Consider the following 21943-nt stretch of genomic DNA (forward strand, 5'->3'; position numbering starts at 1 on the left):
TTAACTCACCACAATATTTAACAGTTTACTTGGCACAAGAATCACTTTACGCACGGTTTTACCATCGGTGTGACGGCGAATAGCATCTTGATTTAATGCGGCTGTTTCAATGTCAGCGGCGGTAGCATCAATTGGCATTTCAATATGCCCACGCAATTTACCATTCACCTGTACCGTATAAGTGATGCGGTCTTGAATTAACGCGCTATCATCCACTTGCGGCCAAGAGGATTGCAAAATATCCGCGCCGAATTGCAATTCTTGCCACAAATAATGACTTAAATGCGGCGTGATCGGTGCTAATAACCGCAGCAAAATTGACATGCCTTCGCGTAATAAACGCGGCGCACTGGGTTGCGTAAACTCCAGTTTTTGCAGGATATTCACCAGACTCATACAGCCGGACACGACGGTATTAAACTGGTGGCGTTCATAATCAAAATTGGCTTTTTTCAGAATTAAATGCAGCTCACGGCGGGCGTTAATCATCACCGCATCAAACGGCACTTGTTGATCGGCATTCATGATCACTTCATGGTGCGTGACAGCTAATTGCCAGACCCGTTTTAAGAATCGTGCCGCGCCTTCGACACCTTCATCATTCCATTCTAATGATTGTTCCGGCGGCGCAGTGAATAGGGTATACAAGCGCACCGTATCAGCACCATAGCGTTCAGTTAATCGCTGTGGATCCACGCCATTATTTTTTGATTTCGACATCTTTTCAATGCCGCCGAATTGCACCGGTTGATCATCAGCAGTCAAGACCGCTTGAATTAACCGCCCTTTATCATCACGGGTCACGGAGACATCAGCCGGATTAAACCATTGCTTTTGTCCATCGGGCAATTCACGATACCAGGTCTCGGCAACCACCATGCCTTGTGTTAATAAACGGGTGAAGGGTTCATTGCCCGGCACCAATCCCTCATCGCGTAATAACCGATGAAAAAAGCGGGCATATAATAAATGTAATACCGCGTGTTCAATCCCACCAATGTATTGATCCACGGGCAACCAATAATGTGCGCGTTCATCCAACATCGCGGTATCACAATCGGGACAACAATAGCGCGCATAATACCAACTGGATTCAAAAAAGGTATCAAACGTATCAGTTTCGCGGCGCTCGCCATTCGGTAATGACCAGAACTCGGGCATCTTTTTTAATGGTGAACCGCTGCCATCAACGGTCACGGCTTCGGGTAAAATAACGGGTAATTCAGCGGGCGTGGCGGCGCGCACTTCATTATTCGCTGTGTGAATGACGGGTAATGGACATCCCCAATAACGTTGGCGAGAGACGCCCCAATCACGCAAGCGGTAATTGACGCGCACTTCGCCTTTGCCATGTTGAATTAACCACTCGGCAATGGCAATAAAAGCGTGTTGTGAAGTTAATTCATCAAATTGCCCGGAATGGCGTAAAATACCCTTATCAACGTAGGCGGCGTGGTCAATGGCACAGGGGCTGCCGTCGGTGCTAAAAATCACTTGTTTTTTAGGCAAATCATAGCGTTGCGCGAATTCCCAATCGCGTTGATCGTGCGCAGGAACCGCCATGACGGCGCCGGTGCCGTAATTAATTAAAACGAAATTAGCGGCATAAATTGGTACCGGTTCATTGGTGATTGGGTGAATTGCATTTAAGCCGAGTGGATAGCCGCGTTTATCTAATGTTTCTAATTCAGCTTCGGAGACGCCGCCCTGTCGGCATTCGGCAATAAACGCGGCTAATTCAGTATCATTAACAGCTAATTCGCGTGCCAATGGATGTTCAGCGGCGACGGCAATATAAGTGACACCCATTAACGTATCTGGGCGGGTGGTGTAAATGCCGAGTGAATCGGGGCGGTTTTCAATACCGAATTCCATATAAACGCCCTCTGAGCGCCCAATCCAATTGCGCTGCATGGTGCGCACTTGTTCTGGCCAACCATCGAGTTGATCGAGGGCAGTTAATAATTCTTCGGCATAGGCGGTAATACGCACTGACCACTGTTCTATTTCGCGTTTTTCAATTGCAGCACCCGAACGCCAACCTTTGCCGTCAATCACTTGTTCATTGGCTAATACGGTTTGATCAACTGGATCCCAATTGACTAATGCGGTGGCGCGATAGGCTAAACCACGTTCCATTAAACGGGTAAATAACCATTGTTCCCAGCGATAATAATTTGGATCACAGGTGGCTAATTCGCGCTCCCAATCATAGCCAAAACCTAATTGCTGCAATTGCGCTTTCATATCGGCAATATTGGTGCGTGTCCATTGCGATGGCGGAATACCATGTTTAATTGCCGCATTCTCAGCTGGCAGCCCAAATGCGTCCCAACCCATTGGTTGTAAAACATTTTTTCCTAACATCCGTTGATAACGCGCAATCGCGTCGCCCAGCGTGTAATTGCGCACATGCCCCATGTGCAAGCGCCCGGAGGGGTAGGGGAACATGCACAAACAATAGAATTTTTCCCGCGTCGGGTCTTCGGCGGCTTTAAATGATTGATTTTCTTGCCAAAAATCTTGCACGCTGCGGGCGATGCGTTGTGGATCGTAATCGCTGTTCATCATGGTTTAATTAACTCTATAACGCTAAGGAAAGATGTCTAAAGTCCGTAAGAATACTCTAAACTGGCAGTCGGATAATGACAGGCGCAGTTCAGTTGTTTGATTGCAACCTATTATCATTGCGCGTATTTATCTAAATAATGCGGTATCTTTAACCGTACAAGACTATATTTTTACCCAATGCTGCCCCATCTATCGGTCGTTGGCGCAGTCTCATCATATCACCCGTTTTGATTTGACTTTTCATAATGATTAAACCCTAACTATGAGTGAAAAAGACGCAACATTTGGCGATGAACCCGGCGCAGATTTGCTCCTGCAAGAAGCGCGTCCACAATTAAAACAGCCACCCTTGTATAAAGTGTTATTGCTGAATGATGATTATACACCAATGGATTTTGTGGTACAGGTATTAGAACAATTTTTTGCTATGAATTATGAACAAGCCGTGCAAGTGATGCTGCATGTTCATACGCGAGGTGCGGGTGTGTGTGGGGTGTTTAGCCGTGATATTGCTGAAACAAAGGTCACGCAAGTGAATGACTATTCACGCGCCAATCATCACCCACTTTTGTGTACAATGGAAGCCATGCCATAATACCGCCAACCAATGATAATCTGGCATTTTTATTCGAGTAGTTGTTTCTCTATTCCAATAAAACACACTGCCAATGTCATTCAAATTGTTTAAACTGTATTAATCAACTTGCCCACACTCTAACCACCCGCAGCGAGAGTTTATTCCCATGTTGAGTAAAGAACTTGAACTAACATTAAATGCCGCATTTAAATCCGCCCGCGATCAACGCCATGAATACATGACGGTTGAGCATTTGTTATTAGGGTTAATGGATAATCCCACCGCAACCCGTATTCTCCGCGCTTGCGGGGCGGATATAGATCGCCTACAGCAGGAATTAAAAACTTTTATTAATAGCACGACACCGGTATTAGGGGAAAAAGAAAAACGTGATACGCAACCCACGCTTGGATTTCAACGAGTCTTGCAACGGGCGGTGTTTCATGTGCAATCAGCAGGTAAAAAAGAAGTCACCGGGGCGAATGTATTGGTGGCGATCTTTAGTGAACAAGACTCCCAAGCGGTTTATTTTTTGAATCAACAAGACATCTCACGGTTGGATGTCATCAATTATATTTCGCATGGGATTTCTAAATTGCCGGGTGAAGAACGAGATGATGAACATCACGAGCCAGATACCGCCCATCCGGACAATCAACCGCAATTAACGGCATTAGATGTTTTTGCGGCTAATTTGAATGAATTGGCGCGGCAGGGCAAAATTGATCCATTAGTGGGGCGGGTATTAGAAATTGAACGCACCACGCAAATTTTGTGTCGGCGGCGGAAAAATAATCCGTTATTAGTGGGTGAAGCGGGTGTTGGTAAAACCGCCATTGCGGAGGGATTAGCCAAAAAAATTGTGGACGGTGAAGTGCCAGAAATCCTCGCTCATGCAGTGGTTTACGCACTTGATCTTGGTTCACTCATTGCCGGCACGAAATATCGCGGTGATTTTGAAAAACGCCTAAAAGCGGTAATTAAGGAATTAAAAAACACGCCGGATGCCATCTTGTTTATTGATGAGATTCATACCATTATTGGCGCTGGTTCAGCGTCGGGCGGTGTCATGGATGCGTCTAATCTGATTAAACCGGTACTCGCTTCTGGTGATTTGCGCTGTATTGGTTCCACCACCTATCAAGAATATCGCGGTATTTTTGAAAAGGATCGTGCGCTTGCGCGGCGTTTCCAAAAAATTGATGTATTAGAACCGTCAGTTGAAGAGACGGTTGAGATTTTACGCGGATTAAAAGGGCATTTTGAATCGCATCATCAAGTGAATTATACGCAACCGGCATTGCGGGCGGCGGTTGAATTATCTGCGAAATATATTAATGATCGTCATTTACCCGATAAAGCGATTGATGTCATTGATGAAGCGGGGGCGCATGTGCAATTACGCCCAGCAACGAAGCGTAAAAAACGGATTGATGTCAGCGATATTGAAGCGATTGTTGCAAAAATTGCGCGTATTCCACCCAAGCAGGTGTCTTCATCCGACCGTGAATCATTACGGCATTTAGATCGTGATTTAAAATTGGTGGTGTATGGTCAAGATGAGGCAATTGATGCGCTCACATCTGCTATTCGGATGAATCGCTCGGGGTTGGGCAATGCGGAGCGTCCCATTGGTGCGTTTTTATTTGCTGGTCCAACTGGAGTTGGTAAAACCGAAGTGACTCGTCAATTGGCGCGTATTATGGGATTAAAGTTGATTCGCTTTGATATGTCAGAATATATGGAACGCCACACGGTGTCGCGTTTAATTGGTGCGCCACCTGGGTATGTTGGCTTCGATCAAGGCGGATTATTAACTGAAGAGATCACCAAACATCCGCACGCGGTCTTGTTATTAGATGAAATTGAAAAGGCGCATCCCGATGTATTTAATTTGTTATTACAGGTGATGGATCACGGCACGCTGACGGATAATAATGGTCGGAAAGCCGATTTCCGCCATGTTGTTTTAGTGATGACCACCAATGCGGGTGCGAGTGAAACCAGCCGCCGTTCAATTGGGTTTACTGAACAAGATCATTCCAGCGACGGGATGGAGATTATTAAACGTTTCTTTTCACCAGAATTCCGCAATCGGTTAGATGCGGTGGTGCAGTTTGCGCCACTGGGCGAGGAGACTATTGCCAGTGTGGTGGGTAAGTTCTTATTTGAATTAGAACAGCAATTGGCCGAAAAGCGCGTGGACTTGGTGATTGAACCGGCGGTGCAGGCATGGATTGCCGAGCATGGATATGACCAAAAGATGGGCGCTCGGCCGATGGCGCGGGTGATTCAAAACACTATTAAGAAACCACTGGCCAATGAATTGTTATTTGGCGATTTGGCGAATGGCGGACGAGTGACGGTGACGGTGGGCGATGATGGAGAATTGAAGTTTCAATTTGAAAGCGCATCAGTCACAGCATAATGCGCGGTTTAACATCACTCGGGGCGTTGAGTTAATTGTTGATTAAATCAAACGTTTAACGTACCCGATAAGTGATGCGCCCTTTGGTTAAATCATAAGGTGTCAGTTCAACTGTCACCTTATCACCCGTTAAGATGCGAATATAATGCTTGCGCATTTTACCGGAGATGTGTGCTGTGACCACATGTCCGTTTTCTAATTCCACGCGAAATACGGTGTTGGGTAAGGTTTCAACCACCGTGCCTTCCATTTGAATAACGTCTTCTTTTGCCATAGATAATTAGATAGTTGTATGTTAATTGTAAAAAAGCGCTGGGATGCGTGACTGCGTATGCCAGCGCCTGAATTTATCAAGTTTAGCATAGCTTGGCGCAGTTCGACACGGTTCACGCAAAAACAATGACATCCATGTCGTTTATGTCGGGTGCAACGGATGGTTTTAAGCTGTGTCTTGCATAATAACGCGGATTTTTTCTTGCAGGTGTTATGAATTAAACCGCAGCCATTGCAACATCTTCATACATTTCCGCTAATGTGATGCGCAATTGCACGGGCGGACAATTCAATTCCAATTCACCCGTTTCTGGATAAACCTGATAATACCAATCACCCGCATCATCGCGGCGGTATAATTCCACCAGCCGCTGGTTTTGTGCAATTAACAGATAATAACGCAATGATGGCAGGGTGCGATAGGCGAGTAATTTTTCGCGCCGGTCAATTAACTCGGTGCTGGGCGATAAGACTTCGGCAATGAAACAAGGGGCGGTTTTATAAAAGGGTTCAGAATCATCTGCCGCGCAAGTGAGCAATACGTCGGGATAATAAAAACTGTCGTGCGCGGCAATGCGGACTTTCATGTCATTAATGAAGACACCACAGGCGGTGCCGCGAGTAGCGGCGCGTAAATGAAAGAATACATTACCGGCAAGGCGATTGTGTTGTTCACTCGCGCCGGCCATGGCATAAACCTGCCCGGCGAGGTATTCGTGGCGAATGGCGCTGTATTGTTCACCGTCTAAATACTCGTCAATTGATAATAATGCGGTGGTGGCGGTGGCGGGCATGATGAGTATCCTGTTTAATTGTCTGATGTCTAATTGATTACGTCATTTACACCGAATCAAATCTAACATCTTCATAAACCTCCGCTAATGTCATACGCAATTGCACGGGCGGACAATTCAATTCCAATTCACCCGTTTCTTGATAAACCTGATAATGCCAATCGCCCTGATCGTCACGGCGGTATAATTCCACCAGCCGCTGGTTTTGTGCAATTAACACATAATAGCGCAATGATGGCAGGGTGCGATAGGCGAGTAATTTTTCACGCCGATCAATTAACTCGGTGCTGGGCGATAAGACTTCGGCAATGAAACAAGGGGCGGTTTTATAAAACGATTCAGAGTCATTTACCGCGCAGGTGAGTAATACGTCGGGATAATAAAAACTGTCATGCGCGGCAATGCGGACTTTCATGTCATTAATGAAAACACCACAGGCAGTACCGCGAGTGGCGGCGCGTAAATGAAAAAATACATTACCGGCAAGGCGATTGTGTTGTTCACTCGCGCCGGCCATTGAATAGACCTGCCCGGCGAGGTATTCATGGCGAATGGCGCTGTATTGTTCACCGTCTAAATACTCGTCAATTGACAATAGTGCGGTGGTGGCGGTAGCGGGCATGGCAATACTCCTCTGGTTTTTAATTGTTTAATCATTCCCGCGCTGGAGCAGCGCTGTTCAGTGCTAATCAATCATCAATTAAAACTCGCAAAATGTGCGTTCCCACGCTGGAGCATGGGAACGATCAACTTCTTGATTTACTAATTAAAACAACGCCCATCTAATCTAAATCACTGATCGGCAAAAAATCGTGATCTAGGATTTGCGCAAGCGTGTATGGACACACGCGGGGAATAGCAGCGGTTTCTCCATGTGCGATTAATGATTTTTCGACAGAACGGCGCGCTTGTATCCACGCCTTCTCTAATAACTCATTCGCATCATGCTGCAAACTAGGCGTCATTTCCATACGAGTTTGCACCTGATCGCGCCATTCTGTGATTTCTTCCAACCAATGCAATTGCGGCCAGGTCGCTGGAGAAAATTGGAGTTTTAATAAATGAATCAGGAGTTGGCGCAGTAACGATTGCAATGCAACTTTTTGTTCTCGCCCCATCTCTTCTAATTCCTCAATTAAATGCTGACAATCCAGTTGAATAAACTGGCGAGCGCGTAATAACGCCGCTTGTTGTTCTAGCCAACATAAAAAGTCAGTTTCATACATATCTGTTGAACGCATGGCAACCGCTTGATTGGTGCGTTGTTAATCGCAGTGCCAATTGCGTCATGCTTCCGGCACCTGTTGGTTTAATTCGGCTAACCAAAGATCGGCGGACGCATCACTCGGTGCGCGCCAATCACCACGCGGTGATAATGAACCGCCCGATCCGACCTTGGGTCCATTCGGCAAACAACTGCGTTTGAATTGACTTTGTCCAAAGAACCGCGTCACAAATACGATTAACCAATGGCGAATGGTGATTAAATCGTATTGATGCCGCCGCGCCATTGGCAAATTATCCGGCCACATCCCTTGAGTGCGATCATGCCAGGCGTGCCAGGCTAAAAAGGCGATTTTACTCGGGCGCAGTCCATAGCGCGTGGTGTAATACAAATTAAAATCTTGCAATTCATAAGGGCCAATGGTCGCCTCGGTACTTTGCAATTGCACCGCGCCGCTGGCATCGGCGGTGGCGGGAATTAACTCGGGTGAAATCTCGGTTGCTAAAATCGCCTGCAAAATGTGATTAGTCACGTCATCAAACTGATTACTGCTCATCACCCAGCGAATGAGATATTGAATTAACGTCTTAGACACCGACGCATTGACGTTGTAATGCGACATGTGATCGCCCACGCCATAGGTTGCCCAGCCGAGCGCCAATTCAGATAAATCACCCGTGCCTAATACCAGCGCGTGATGATAATTCGCTAACCGAAATAAATGCGAGGTGCGCTCGCCGGCTTGAACATTTTCAAACGTCACGTCATACACCGGCGCGCCAGCAGCAAATGGATGATTAAGATCGCGCAGCATTTGTTCACACGACGGGCGGATGTCAATTTCCTGCGCGGTGACGCCCAGCGCCGCCATCAATTGCCACGCATTGCGGCGCGTCGTGTCGCCAGTGGCAAAGCCCGGCAGACTGTAGGCGAGAATATTGGTGCGCGGCAGGTGCAACCAATCCATCGTCCGCGCCGCCACCAGCAACGCTTGCGTCGAATCCAACCCGCCCGACACGCCCAGCACCAGCCGCTCGATGCCGCTACTTTCCAGCCGCTGCGCCAGCGCCTGCACCTGAATGTGATACGCCTCATAGCACTGCGCATCCCGCGTGGTCGTGTCGGCGGGAACAAATGGAAAGCGGGCGACGGCGCGGCATAACCCCAGATCACCGCTGGGCGGCTGAACGCTGAAGGTCACGCGGCGCAGTTGGCGCAATTGGTCACGCGCAGCCGCGGCCGCGTCGCCGAAACTCGTGACGCGCAGCCGTTCCGCCCGCAACTGGTCCAGGTCAATATCGGCCACGATCAACTGCGATTCTCGCGCAAACCGCTGCGATTCGGCTAACAAATTGCCATTTTCAAAAATGGCGGCGTGACCATCCCACGCCAAGTCGGTGCTGGATTCCCCCGGCCCGGCGGCGGAGTACAGGTACGCGGCAATGCACTTGCCCGACTGCGCCGCGCACAGCGCGTTGCGATACGCCGCCTTGCCGATGGTGATGTTGCTGGCGGACAGGTTGAGCAGCAGCGTCGCGCCGCCGAGTGCCGCCAACGTGCTGGGTGGCGTGGGCGACCAGAGGTCTTCGCAAATTTCCAGATGACAGCACAATCCCGTCACATCGTCGGCTTCGAGCAGCAAATCGCTGCCGAACGGCGCAACTTGGCCGCACAGGGTGATTTGGCGCGAGTAGGCGGCGGTGGCGCTGGTGAACTGGCGTTTTTCGTAAAATTCACGGTAGTTGGGCAGGTAAGTTTTCGGCGTGACGGCGAGAATTCGCCCGCGTTGCACGGCGACGGCGCAGTTGAACAGGCGATCTTCGTGGCGCACTGGGACGCCGACCACGATCAGCGGTTGCAGATCACGGCTGGCGCGGATCACGTCCGCCAGCGCCGTCAAACTGGCCGTCAACAGCGCCTCTTGTTGAAACAAATCCTCGTTGCTATACGCCGATAACCCGAGTTCCGGGAACAGCGCGACGGCCGCGCCGTACTCGTGCGCTTGTCGTGCCAAATCAAGGGTTTGGCGGGCGTTGTGACCGGGGTCGGCGATGCGGACGCGGGGTACGCACACGGCAGCGCGTACCATGCCCTGGTGGTACAGATTAAAAAACGCGGTAGTCGCGGTGGGATTCACGATGCAGGCACTCTCAGACGGTTGTCATCAATTTACTACGGTAGCGCAGAATCACGCGCACGGCGGCACTTTGGCGGGGTTGTTAGCCGAGAGCCGACGGCAGGCGCAGTTATTACAACATATTCAAACGTTGCTGCCGGCGGTGCTGCGCCCGCAGTGCATTCATGCGCGGTTGGATCGTGACCAGTGTTTGGTGCTGACCGTGACTTCGCCGGTGTGGGCGGCGCGGTTGCGGATGCAGATGGCGACGGTGCATCGGCAATTATTGGTGGCGGGGTACGCGATTGTGGTGTACCGCATTCGGGTTTTGCCGACAAATGCGCTGGCGGTGACGGTCGCGCCTGCGCCGCCGGCCGCGCCACCTGCGCCGCGTTTATCAACCGCCACGCGGGAACATTTGGAACAGGCGGCGGCGGAATTGACGGCGAATAATCCTGAATTGGCGGCGGTGTTATTGCGGCTGGCGCGGCGGTAATAAAAAAAGCGCGAGGTTAATTAAAGCGTGTCTAATAACCCCGGAATCTGCGCAATTGCCGTCGTCACAGTCGCGGCATCAGCGGTGACATCCCGAATGATTTGCGCACCTAATGTCTGCAAATGCGTTTGGCGTTCGGGGGTTAATGCGTTATAAGCAATGCCGCGCTCGGCTTGCGCATTGGCGAATGCCAAACCGACCTGCACTTGATTATTAAACCGCGCCATGTCAATTGCCGCATCTGCATTCGCCCACCCGCCATCAATTAACGCAATAATCATCTGATCGCGGGTCACATGACTGGTGCTTAATTCGCCTAACCAATAATTTTTACCCGTTTCATCTGCTGCGCGATTAAAAATGTTGTGATACAGCGCGTCAATCAAGACATCATTACCAGTTTCCGCTGGATACAACGCTCGCACCGTGTCATTATCAAAAAACGCCTGCGCAACGGTCGTTGGTGTCCAACTGCCGCCGCGTAATTCATTAATCCAATACTGCAAACCATCATTGTCCGGCGCATAACCGAGAGTGGCAATATAAATCTCCGTAATCCGCTCGGCATTCGTGCGCGTTGACGGTTGATAATTAATGATGCGGAAGTTTTGATGCGGTTCTGACCATTGCAAAATCAATTGATCGCCAAAGTTGGGGAAATCAGTCACCGTGTGTTGATGTTGCACACCGGTAATAGACCCTAATCCGCCTGGCGTGGCAATGGTGAATTGACGAATTGCCACCACTGCGCCATCAATAGTTAATAGCATTTGATGCGCGCCATCGGCGTAATCATTCCAGTTAATTGCCAGCGCGTAGCCGTTATTAGTATCGCCGCAAATGGATTGCGTGTCACCGCGGCCGCTGCCATAAGGGGCAATTAACGTGGTGCCGTCTAATGTGAATGAAACACTGCTTGCATCGCACGCCCAACCACGAATTAACGCTCGGCCGCTTTCAATCCCGCCATCAGTCGGACTTTCCCAATTGCCATTGGCGGCGCGTTCAATTGAAAAAGCGCGGGCGGCGCTATTGGTGACAACGAAATTTTGATTGGGTTCTGACCAGGTTAATAGCGTGTTTTGACCCGCCGCGGGGAAGTCAACAACGGTGGTAGTTTTGATTACACCAGTTAAAAAATTCTCGTCACCCAAGCGCGTGACCATGACAGCAGCGCGAGTCAATTCCACGCCGTCCGCAATGAGTTTTAACGCATGTCCACCCGTGTTGTAATCACTCCAGTTAATTGCCGCAGCGAAGCCATTATTGGTGTCATTACACACGGTTTGACTGTCTAATCGTTCGGCACCATAAGCAATTTGAAAGGCTTCTTCATTGTCAACTTTCACCGTCACTTGATTGGCATTACACACCCACCCATGCACCACGCCAATGCCGCTTTCATAACTGCCGTTCACTGGGCTATCTAATTGGTATTGATTGGTTAATTGGCTGAAATTAGCCGTGACATCAGTGGCGGCATTGATTGTCAAAATACAGGGCGCGGTGCCAGTGCAAGCGCCGCCCCAGCCGAGAAATTGCCAGCCGTTATTCGGTTGTGCAGTTAAGCTAACAAGCGTGCCGGCCGAATAGGTGCCACTGCATACAACGCCAATGCATTCATTATTATCAGCGCTGGGGCTGCTATTCACGCTGCCGCCGCCATTTAGCGTTAAACTGAATGGAAAAGAGACGGTAGGTTCAAACGATTGGCTATTACGCACAAGACGAACATAATTAACGCTGTCACGAAAAAGACTGGTGGGATAACCAGTTTCAAATTGTACTAGCCAGGCGCGGTTAGAATAAAATGTGTAGGGTGAACTGGTCCAGAAAAAAGCTCCTGGTGTATTCGGAAAATACGCTGCATCTATTGCCGGTGCTGAATAATGCGTTGCAACTAACGATTGCAATTCTTTAATGCTCGGCACCCGCCAGTCGGTATGACCACCTAAAGTAGATCGTTGCGCGGCTGCTAATGCTGTATTCCAAGACATTGACGTGGCCGTGCCTAAACAGATGGCGCTAGTTTGACCTTCACTACATTTAGCCCACATCAGACCGCTATTCGTTTGAGTGACAGTCCCATCACCATGATCTATTAAATTATCATTAGAAGAATCACCACGCACGAGACGCACCGAAAGGCTATTCGCCGACAGATCAGTATTCCAATGGAGTGTATAGGCATTGCCTATATCAAAACCCACAACCCAGATGCTATCCGATTCATTCACACTGGGTGAGTGTGACCAGAATACGTTTGATGTATTCGGAAAATAATTATCATCAATTGCGAAGCCAGTGCGGTCATAATGCACAATGCCAATGAGTTCTTGTATATTTGGCATTCGCCAATCGTTAAATCCGCATAATCCACTGGCATTAACGTCCTGCACAAATTTTTCAGTATCACAGCGGCCGGGTATTAGACAAGTGTTAATGCCGCTGGCAATACCGCCTAAATTGGAATCAAACCATGTATAGGTCCAATTCGCATCATGCAAATCACCTGTGGTGGTTTTCATTTCCCAGATTAACCCGGTGACATTATCGCGGACGCAACTGTGATTGGTTGCCGTTGCGGGTAATTCATTGCCATTGGCATCTAATTTAGTGAAATCAAAACCCGCATCACCGCCACCAATTTTAATTAACGTTCCCGCGCTTGCTTCTGCATCGCGGCCGTAGTCGGCATCTTGACGTGGAAAACCATCCACAGGGCAAAGCAAGTCATTCTCAATTTCATTTGAACAGGTGGTAATGCCAGTATCGTTTAATGCTGCATACGCTGGTGTGGCAGCAATGGCAGCGAATAATGACAACGCCATTGTCGCGTGGCAGTACAGGTGTTTTATTTTCACAGGATTTGCTCCAGTTAAAGGAAAAGCGCAGTTGAATTATGGTTAAATTGAGACAGCCAACTTAACCCAACAGCAGTTAAAAATGCAATTTTAATCTAATCTGTTGTTTCCTAACATAATCAAATGTTAAGTTTTATTCAGCATCACCAGTCGAGTCAGCACGATTGACAGCAGCAGCGCCAATGCCAATGGCCATGCAAATAACTCTTTAAATGGCCGCCAGTGCGTTTGATCGGAAGCCACTGGTTCTATTTGATCGAGCAAGGCATAAATACGCTGTAATTCCTGCACATCCCGCGCTCGAAAATACCGTCCGCCGGTGAGATTGGCAATTGATGTTAAAGTTTCTTCATCTAATGGATTATTCCCCAATAATAATCCAAATCCGCGTGGCTCTGCGCCAATTCCAATGGTGTAAATGCGGATTTTAGCCGCCGCTGCTAATTCGGCCGCTTTTTGCGGGGCAATGACACCAGCGGTATTCGCGCCATCAGTTAAAAGAATTAACACCGGCGGCAGTTGATCGGGATTCATCGCAGCGCGAGTGCGCAAACGTTTCACCGCTAATCCAATTGAATCACCCACTGCCGTCTCACGTCCAGCCAATCCAATGGCCGCTTCAAATAATAAGGTACGCACGGTTTTACGATCAAAAGTTAAGGGCGCTTGCAAATACGCTTGTTGCCCAAATAGAATTAACCCGACGCGGTCGCCAATACGCCGTTCAATAAAATCTCCGGCAACCGCTTTGACGGCAGTTAACCGATCCACTACGCGGTTACTAATCACCATGTCTTCTTCACTCATTGAGCCAGAGATGTCCACTGCTAATAAGAGATCGCGGCCGCTGACGGGTAAAGCAATTGGTTCACCGAGCCATTGTGGACGGGCGGCGGTAATAATGAGTAAACACCAAATGATGATGGCAAGTGCGAATAACCAGCGCCGCTTAGGTAATGAACTTGAATCATAATCTGCTGATTCATTTTGATTTAATAAGGCTGCATAAGCAGGCAAATACAGCGCATCATTTTCATTAACAATCACGGTGGGCGGTGGTGGTGGTAATAACCAATAAACCAGCGCGGGTAATGGCAAAGCGATGAATACCCACGAATGGGCGAAAATAAAATTGGTCAGCGTCATAGGGTGCGTTCCAGCCAAGTGCGGGCGGCGGCAATTGCTGCTGCGGTGTCGTTATTTGGTAGCGCGGGCGCGTAGGGGCCGGCGGCCAACAGTTGCCCGACGCCGTGTTGAAATTGCCCATAACCCCCTGTTTGGTCAAGAAATTTTAGCCAGTCTGCACCGCTTAAACTGGCGATGCCCGGCTCGGTGGCGAAGCGGTGCAGGGCGACACGTTTGAGCAGGCTGGCGATGGCGGCGATTTGCGCGGGGCTTGGATTTAATGCGGCGATCTGCGCTAATTCAATTAAAACTTGGGTGCGCAATTGTCGCCGGCGCCACCAGCGATAAAGCATGATTCCGCTAATGATTAACAGGATCGTAGTCGCGCCAATCAATAGCCACCAACCGATTGCCGGTGGCCACCAGGCGGGTGATGAGAGGTAAAGATCGCGTAATGGGAGTGGGAATGAAACGGGGGCAGTTGGTGTCATGGTTAAGGGTGATTTTAATTGATTAAATGTAGGATGTGCTGAGTATATTTATCGTATTTATCACACTGAGTTGATGGTTGATGAATGATAACGGCGATATAATAGAGTTGTTCTGACGCAAATTTTTAATAACTGATCGTTCCCACGCTGGAGCGTGGGAACGATCAACCCGCTGATTTTGTTAGTCAAAACAACTTTAAATAGGTCGTCATGCGATTGCTAGGTCATTCTAAATGTACACGAGTACTGATCGCAAATTCGATTCCGCAAACAAAATCGTCATTCCCGCAACAGCGCAGGGCTGTTAAGTTCTAATTAACCACCAATTAAAACTGCGCCCCTCGTCATTCCCGTTTTCGCGGGAATCATGGCTGTTAAGTTCTTTGGATAAGGCAATTGTCATTCCCGCGAAAGCGGGAAACCAGAATGCGCCGTTGCTGGATTCCCGCATAAGCGGGAATGACGATGAGGGCATTAGAGTTGTTTTGACTAACAAAATCAGCGGGTTGATCGTTCCCACGCTCCAGCGTGGGAACGTGATATTTCAAGAATCAGTTGGTTAGAATTGAAAACTGAAGTCAGCTGTTCGTTATCATTCAATTATTATTCTATTGTTGTTCCAACGTTTGAATGATTGATTATTATCAAGTATGATGCTGCTCAAAATGTAACTACTTGATTTTCAAAGAAGAGTGCGTCCCCACGCTGGAGCGTGGGAACGATCAGTTATTAAAAATTTGCGTTAGAACAACTCTATTTTTGATTAGCGGTTAATTAGAACTTAACAGCCCTGCGCTTTCGCGGGAATGACGAAGACCAATTCAGCAATGGGTTTATATTGGCTTGACTATATCTAACTTTAGATGCCCCCCGTGCTTGGCTTCTAGTCATGCGCTTGTTTTTAATTAAAACAGGTCTAATAAAAAAACCGGCACGAGGCCGGTTGAATATACACTGAATACTAGCAGTGCGAATCGTCCGTGATGCGCAATGGCGTTGTTAATCAATCATGCAGCAGCGCTAATAAATTGGGGATATTCGCAATCGCCGCATCACGGGTGGCCGGATCGGCGGTGACGGTGGCCAATACCTCGGCGCCGGCGCGCTTGAGGATACCCTGGTTTTCTGGACTCAGGGCGTCAAATACCACGCCTTGCGCAGCCTGATAGGCGGCAAAGGCCTCGCCGACCTCGACTCGATGGCCAAAGCGGGCCATGTCGGTGGCGGCCTCGGGGTTAGTCCAGCCGGCTTCAATCAGGCTGATGATCACCTGATTGCGGCTGATGCGCCCAGCGGCGAGTTCCCCGAGCCAATATGCCCGTCCGGTGGCATCGGGTGCCCGCCCGAAGAGGTTCTGATAGAGCGCATCAACCAGCGCCTCGTTGCCGGATTCCGGTGGATAGAGCGCTTGCACCGTTTCGTTGTCAAAGAAACTCTGCGCGACTGAGGTGGGTGTCCAGCCGCCGGTCTGGAGGTTGCCGCTCCAGTATTGCAGCCCGTCGTTATCCGGGGCATAGCCCAGGGTGGCGATGTAAATCTCAATCACCCGCCAGAGGGTGTCGCGGTTGGTACTCATGGGCACATAGGCGCTTAGGCGGAAGTTCTGATGGGGTTCCGACCATTGCAGGGTCAGACGGTCGCCGGGGTAGGGAAAATCCTTGACCTCGTGGCGGCTTTGGACACCGGTGACTGTGCCTTGACCGGCCGGGGTGGCGATGGTGAAGGTGCGGGTTTCGACCTGCAGGGCGTCTATGACTAGCTCGATCTGATGGTCACCGTCGCTGTAGTCGTTCCAGTTGATGGCCAGTGCGTAGCCGTTGTTGGTATCACCACACAGGCTCTGGGTGTCTTCGCGTGCGCTGCCATAGGGCAGGGTGAGGACTGTGCCATCCAGACTGGCGGTGAGGGTGGTGGCTTCGCAGGCCCAGCCGCGAATCAGCGACCGACCGCTTTCGGTGCTACCGGTCTGGGGGCTTTCCCAGTTGCTTGAACCGCTGGCGGCGCGTTGGGATGATCTGGCTGCGGCGTTGGTGACGACGAAGTTCTGATGCGGCTCAGACCAGACCAGTGCGGTGCTGAGACCGCTGGCGGGGAAATCTACCACGCTGGTACTGGCGCTTCTGCCGGTCAGATATTCCTGACCCAGGGTGGTGACTGTGACTTGGGCCTGGGTGAGTTCATGGCCAGCGGCGAGCAGTTTGACGCTGTGGGTGCCGTTGCCGTACTCGTTCCAGTTGATGGCGGCGGCAAAGCCGTTGGCGGTGTCACCACAGACGGCCTGGCTGTCAGGGCGCTCGGCGCCGTAGGCGGCACGGATGCTGTCGCTGCCGATCACTAGGTCGATGTCGCCACCTTCGCACACCCAGCCCGAGGCGACGCCCATACCGCTCTCGAAGCTGCCGTTGACCGGGCTGTCAAGCTGATAGCGATTGCTCAGTGCGCTGAAGTTGGCGGTGACGGCGGTCGGCGCAGTGATCGTCAGGGCGCACTCGCCGGTGCCAGTGCAGGCGCCGCCCCAGCCGGTGAAGCTGAAGCCGGCATCGGGGATGGCGGTGAGGGTGACGGCGGTGCCGCTGTTATAGCTCTCGCTGCAATCGCCGGGGCAGGCGATCTGGCCGTCGGTGCTGGTCACCTGGCCGGAGCCGATCAGGGTCACGGAAAGGCTGGATGCGCTCGCCGTTGACCATTGCACCTGGACGGGGGTGAGTCGGTTGGTTGTCGTTCCATCGCCAAGCGTGCCGAGCAAATTGTATCCCCACGCCCACAGGGTGCCATCGCTCCTCAAGGCAAGGCTATGTGCCTCTCCGGCGGCAATGGCGATGACATCGCTGAACACCTGGATCGGCGTCAACCGATCTGTCGTGCTTCCATCGCCGAGTTCACCTTGGCTGTTGTCCCCCCACGCCCACAAGGTGCCGTCGCTCTTGGTGGCCAGGCTATGAAAAGTGCCTCCGGTCACGGCCATGACGTCGGTCATGATCCGAACCGGCGTCCATTGATCGGTTTGACTGCCATCGCCGAGCTGGTCGTTTTCGTTCGCGCCCCAGGCCCAAAGAGTGCCGTCGGTGGTGATCGCGAAACTAAAGTGATGGCCAGCCGCCACCGCTTTAACTCCACTCATTACCTGCGCTGGCGTGGAGCGATCTCTCCCAGTGCCATCGCCCAACTGACCGCGTTCATTTTGCCCCCAAGCCCACAGGGTGCCGTCACTTTTGAGGGCAAGACTGTGAAAATCGCCCGCCGCAACAGCCGTGACGCCGTTTAGCACCTGGACTGGCGTAAGACGACTGGTTGTGCTGCCATCGCCCAGTTGCCCGTAGTCGTTGTTTCCCCATGTCCATAGGGTGCCGTCGCCATTGAGAGCAAGGCCATGAACATAGCCGCCTGCCACGGCGGTGCATCCGCCCGATACCTGAACCGGACTGAATTGTTCAACCGTGGTGCCATTACCAAGTTGGCCCTCCTCGTTGTTTCCCCATGTCCAGAGCGTGCCATCGCTCTTGCAAGAGAGACTGAAATCGTTGCCGGCCGCTACTGATGCGACTCCACTGAAAACCTGAGCTGGCGTCAGTTGCTGGGACAGATTTGCATCGCCGAGGCCGAGTCGGCCATCACGGTTGTATCCCCAAGCCCACAGAGTGCCGTCGCTTTTCAGCGCGAGACTGTGATAACTGCCCGCCGCCAGCACTGGAGTCGTCGTGCTTCCAGCCCTCGCCTCCAGAATCAGAAGCTGCCCGATGACCAGGGAAAATCCCAGCATGAAAACCAAGGCGCGCCAGGAGACCGCACGACAACACGCGACGGCGGCGCAACGATTGAGCCAATTCATACAACACACCTCTGGTTGCAATTGAGCGTTTGGACTGGAGAGAACGGCCGGATGCATTCCCGCCGCGACTCAAGTTTAGCCCACGACCGTTGTGTGGGAACACTCCCTCAAACACCATGCGTTGCATCGCAGGTGGACGGATCGGCAATGACGGTGACGCGCACTTCCTCAACAAACACGTCTTGAATCGCAGCCGTCTCAATCAACCGTTCTGTCCACAAATTTAATTGCTCAGTCGTGGCAGTTTCAATACGCAACACGAGTGCATCCGGCACCGCATCAAAGCGCCGGTTTAATAGGCGTAACAATAATTCTGCCTTGTCTTTTGTTTCACCTTCCAATCGTCCTTTTATTTCACCTTCAATACGCCATTTTTCAATCCCGCGTTGCTCCGCTTCAATCCGCCGCAACTCAGCCCATTCTAGTTGCTCGTGTAAATACCGCTGATCGCCTAACCACATCTCACGTTTTTCGACATCATCCAATTCGTCTTCACTCCAGCTCTCTCGATTAGCTAATTCCAACGCTTGCAGAATAGCCGGCTCGGTGGTTAATGATGTTGGAATTGTGGTTAAATCACTAGCAGTTTTCAAGAAATATAACCAACGATCTAACGGCGTTTAAAAAACTGATTAAAATCGCTTGGCTGTTTTCAGAGCCGAAAATCTTTTTGAACGTGTAATCAATTTAGGATTGAGAAAACGCAAGTTTTACTGCTCCGTTGATTGATTAAACCACAATAAAAAACCGGCACGCGGCCGGTTGAATATACGCTGAATACCTATACTACACATCGTCCATGATGCGCAATGGTGTTTTAATTAATCATGCAGTGGTGCAAGCAACGTTGCAATACTAGCAATTGCTGCATCACGAGTCATTTCATCGGCAGTAATAATCAACAGAATGTCACTACCGACCTGACGTAAATAAAGTTGATCGTCAAAACTTAATGCAGTGTAAAGAATCCCATGTTGTGCTTGATATTCAACAAACGCCAATGAGACTTCAATGCGATGTTTAAAGCGCAACATATCTGACTGTGCGTCAGGGCTGGGATTAGCCCAACCACCATTAATAAACGCAATGATGATTTGATTGCGCAGAACATGCCCTTGATCCATTTCATTCAACCAATAGCTATAGCCTTGTTCATCGGCGCCGCGACCGAAAATATTGCGATAGACGGCATCAATAAACTCACCATTAGTCATGGCCGCAGGATATTCCAGTTGCACTAATGTTTGATCGAAGAAACTTTGCGCTACTGTCTCCGGTGTCCATTGCGGCAGCGTATCAATATTATTCACCCAATAAGATAAGCCTTCACTATCCGGTGAATAACCCATCGTGGCTAAATAAATTTCGGCAACTTGCCAGGCAGTTGATTCGCGTTGCACAGTAAAACCACCAAATGCCGCAACGGCCAAACGCGCTTCATTCATTGTAATGATGCAAGTTGGTTCAGTGCCATATTCCACACACGCGCCGCCCCAACCAATAAATTGCGTCTCATTATCTGCGGCAGTGGCAGTGAGAATCACATCACTATTGGTTGGTTGCAATGCTTCACAGGTATTGTGATTGATGCCGCAATCAATACCAACTGGGCTGCTATTCACGCTGCCATTACCAACCGTGATGACATTTAATAATTGACCATCTAATGGCGCTGGTTCAAATTTAACAGCAACTGTTAATGCTTGGTTGACTGTTACCAAGCAATTCGCGTCACTACCTGTGCAGGCGCCCGTCCATTCAACAAATTGCCAGCCATCTGCTGGTTGCGCAGTGAGAATCATTGCCTGACCAGTGGCAAAACGATTGACGCAAATGCCGGTGCAATTAACGCCGTCTGGGGTACTCACAATGCGACCTTTACCAATGACCGTAGTCGCAACCGGGAATGAACTAGCGGTATTAAAAGTGCCTGTGACTGTTTGCGCTTCATTCATATTCACGCGACAGGTTAATCCCGTTTCATTCACACACGCGCCGCCCCAACCAATGAAGGTGGTGCCAACATTTGGCACAGCAGTCAGCGTGACAGTGCTATTTGAATTAAATGGCGCACTGCATGTTTGACCGCATACAATCCCCGCTGGTTGACTGGTAATTGAACCAGGCCCCGTGACAGTTAATGATAATGTCTGTTGGTCAATTGGAATTAACGTGAAATTGGCGCCAACGGCGGCGTCCGTATTCAGCGTTAATGCGCATGATCCAGTGCCAGTGCAAGCACCCGCCCAGCCCGAAAATTGCCAGCCGACGTCAGCCGTGGCGCGCAAAATCACCGCCGTATCGCGGGCATATTGCTCATCGCAATCGCTGCCGCAATCAATGCCGGCGGGTGTCTCACTAATGATACGACCATTGCCTGTTTTCGTGACCGTGAGCGCAACTGGCACGGCAATTTCATTAAATGTCGCATTAATGTTGATGTCGTTATTCAGCGTCACTTGGCATGACTGACCGGTGCAGTTAATGCCAGTGCCGCTCCAACCCGCAAATTGCCAACCGGGTGTCGGTACGGTGATCAAGGTAACAATTGTGCCACTGTTGTAAATTTCGCTACAATCCTCGCCACAGTTGACACCAGTCGGGGATGACATCACAACACCGCTGCCAATTTTGTTGACAGTCAATGTCTTAGGTACTTGTCGCTCGGTAAAACTGGCGCTAACCGTTTTGCTATCAGACATGGTGATGGTGCAAATGAGCGACGTACCATACATGCTACAGGCACCGTTCCAACCGGCAAATTGCCAACCGCTGTCGGGCGCCGCGGTGAGCGTAACTACTTGATTCAGGTTGAATTCTTCACTGCAATCATTCCCGCACTGAATGCCACTGACGTTGCTGCTGCTGACAGTGCCGTTGCCCGCTTTGCTAACCAGTAACTGGGTGTTGGTTTGACCGACGATGAAACTGGCGGTGATGTTCTGTGCAGCCGTCATGGCGATGGTGCAACTGCTTGATTGGCCACAGTTTCCGCCCGTCCAGCCGCTGAAGGTTGAGCCAACGGCCGCGGCGGCAGTCAGCGTTACATTTGTACCACTCGTGTAATTTTCCGTACAATCTGTACCACAGTTGATGCCGGCAATATTGCTGGTCACGGTGCCTGTGCCAGCACCGGACTTGTTGATTGTTAGTG

16 protein-coding genes are annotated in these 21943 nt (G+C 50.3%); 3 read left to right on the forward strand and 13 right to left on the reverse strand.

Annotated features, from left to right (window positions below):
* Nucleotides 1–2568, reverse strand: coding sequence for a leucine--tRNA ligase (leuS, locus tag HUK38_RS00500; RefSeq protein ID WP_182581866.1), 2568 nt, complete (start codon nt 2566–2568; stop codon nt 1–3).
* Between the two features lie 265 nt (nt 2569–2833).
* Between leuS and clpS the strand changes: the two genes are divergently transcribed.
* Nucleotides 2834–3166, forward strand: a complete 333-nt coding sequence (gene clpS / locus HUK38_RS00505) for an ATP-dependent Clp protease adapter ClpS (RefSeq protein WP_182581811.1) — start codon at nt 2834–2836, stop codon at nt 3164–3166.
* Nucleotides 3167–3314: 148 nt separating this feature from the next.
* Entirely contained in the window at nt 3315–5576 is a 2262-nt protein-coding gene (gene clpA, locus HUK38_RS00510; protein WP_182581812.1) for an ATP-dependent Clp protease ATP-binding subunit ClpA, read from the forward strand.
* Between the two features lie 55 nt (nt 5577–5631).
* Here the strand turns inward: clpA and infA are convergent, their stop codons facing one another.
* From infA to HUK38_RS00535, 5 genes are all read right to left on the reverse strand, one after another.
* The gene (gene infA / locus HUK38_RS00515) at nt 5632–5850 is read right to left on the reverse strand and encodes a translation initiation factor IF-1 (protein ID WP_009148344.1); all 219 of its coding nucleotides are present in this window, start codon (nt 5848–5850) and stop codon (nt 5632–5634) included.
* 217 nt (nt 5851–6067) lie between these two features.
* Nucleotides 6068–6643, reverse strand: coding sequence for a Uma2 family endonuclease (locus HUK38_RS00520; protein ID WP_182581813.1), 576 nt, complete (start codon nt 6641–6643; stop codon nt 6068–6070).
* Nucleotides 6644–6689: 46 nt separating this feature from the next.
* Nucleotides 6690–7265: a Uma2 family endonuclease gene (locus tag HUK38_RS00525; protein ID WP_182581814.1), complete on the reverse strand. Its 576-nt coding sequence runs from the start codon at nt 7263–7265 to the stop codon at nt 6690–6692.
* Nucleotides 7266–7425: 160 nt separating this feature from the next.
* Complete coding sequence (locus tag HUK38_RS00530; RefSeq protein WP_182581815.1) at nt 7426–7884, reverse strand: DUF29 domain-containing protein; 459 nt, start codon at nt 7882–7884, stop codon at nt 7426–7428.
* Nucleotides 7885–7929: 45 nt separating this feature from the next.
* Complete coding sequence (locus HUK38_RS00535; protein ID WP_338065336.1) at nt 7930–10005, reverse strand: NAD(+) synthase; 2076 nt, start codon at nt 10003–10005, stop codon at nt 7930–7932.
* Between the two features lies 1 nt (nt 10006).
* Here HUK38_RS00535 and HUK38_RS00540 point away from each other — a divergent pair, with 1 nt between their 5' ends.
* A complete protein-coding gene (locus tag HUK38_RS00540; protein WP_182581816.1) occupies nt 10007–10480 on the forward strand; it encodes a DciA family protein in 474 nt (157 codons plus the stop codon).
* A gap of 20 nt (nt 10481–10500) precedes the next feature.
* Here HUK38_RS00540 and HUK38_RS00545 read toward each other — a convergent pair whose 3' ends face one another.
* From HUK38_RS00545 to HUK38_RS00575, 7 genes are all read right to left on the reverse strand, one after another.
* Complete coding sequence (locus tag HUK38_RS00545) at nt 10501–13344, reverse strand: Lcl domain-containing protein (protein ID WP_182581817.1); 2844 nt, start codon at nt 13342–13344, stop codon at nt 10501–10503.
* Nucleotides 13345–13470: 126 nt separating this feature from the next.
* Nucleotides 13471–14490, reverse strand: a complete 1020-nt coding sequence (locus HUK38_RS00550) for a VWA domain-containing protein (RefSeq protein ID WP_182581818.1) — start codon at nt 14488–14490, stop codon at nt 13471–13473.
* Nucleotides 14487–14960 carry a DUF4381 domain-containing protein gene (locus tag HUK38_RS00555; RefSeq protein ID WP_182581819.1) on the reverse strand — a complete coding sequence of 158 codons (474 nt, stop codon included), beginning with the start codon at nt 14958–14960 and terminating at the stop codon, nt 14487–14489. The genes HUK38_RS00550 and HUK38_RS00555 overlap by 4 nt, the downstream gene beginning before the upstream one ends.
* Nucleotides 14961–15963: 1003 nt before the next feature.
* Nucleotides 15964–18789 (reverse strand): RCC1 domain-containing protein, encoded by a 2826-nt coding sequence (locus HUK38_RS00560; RefSeq protein ID WP_182581820.1) that lies wholly within the window; start codon nt 18787–18789, stop codon nt 15964–15966.
* A gap of 107 nt (nt 18790–18896) precedes the next feature.
* Nucleotides 18897–19382 carry a DUF4351 domain-containing protein gene (locus HUK38_RS00565; protein WP_182581821.1) on the reverse strand — a complete coding sequence of 162 codons (486 nt, stop codon included), beginning with the start codon at nt 19380–19382 and terminating at the stop codon, nt 18897–18899.
* Complete coding sequence (locus tag HUK38_RS15560) at nt 19369–19476, reverse strand: PD-(D/E)XK nuclease family transposase (protein WP_182581868.1); 108 nt, start codon at nt 19474–19476, stop codon at nt 19369–19371. Before HUK38_RS15560 ends, HUK38_RS00565 begins: the two co-directional genes overlap by 14 nt.
* 134 nt (nt 19477–19610) lie before the next feature.
* A complete protein-coding gene (locus tag HUK38_RS00575) occupies nt 19611–21905 on the reverse strand; it encodes an InlB B-repeat-containing protein (protein ID WP_182581822.1) in 2295 nt (764 codons plus the stop codon).
* Nucleotides 21906–21943: the final 38 nt, after the last annotated feature.

It is taken from the genome of Thiospirillum jenense, assembly GCF_014145225.1.
Taxonomy (GTDB): domain Bacteria; phylum Pseudomonadota; class Gammaproteobacteria; order Chromatiales; family Chromatiaceae; genus Thiospirillum; species Thiospirillum jenense.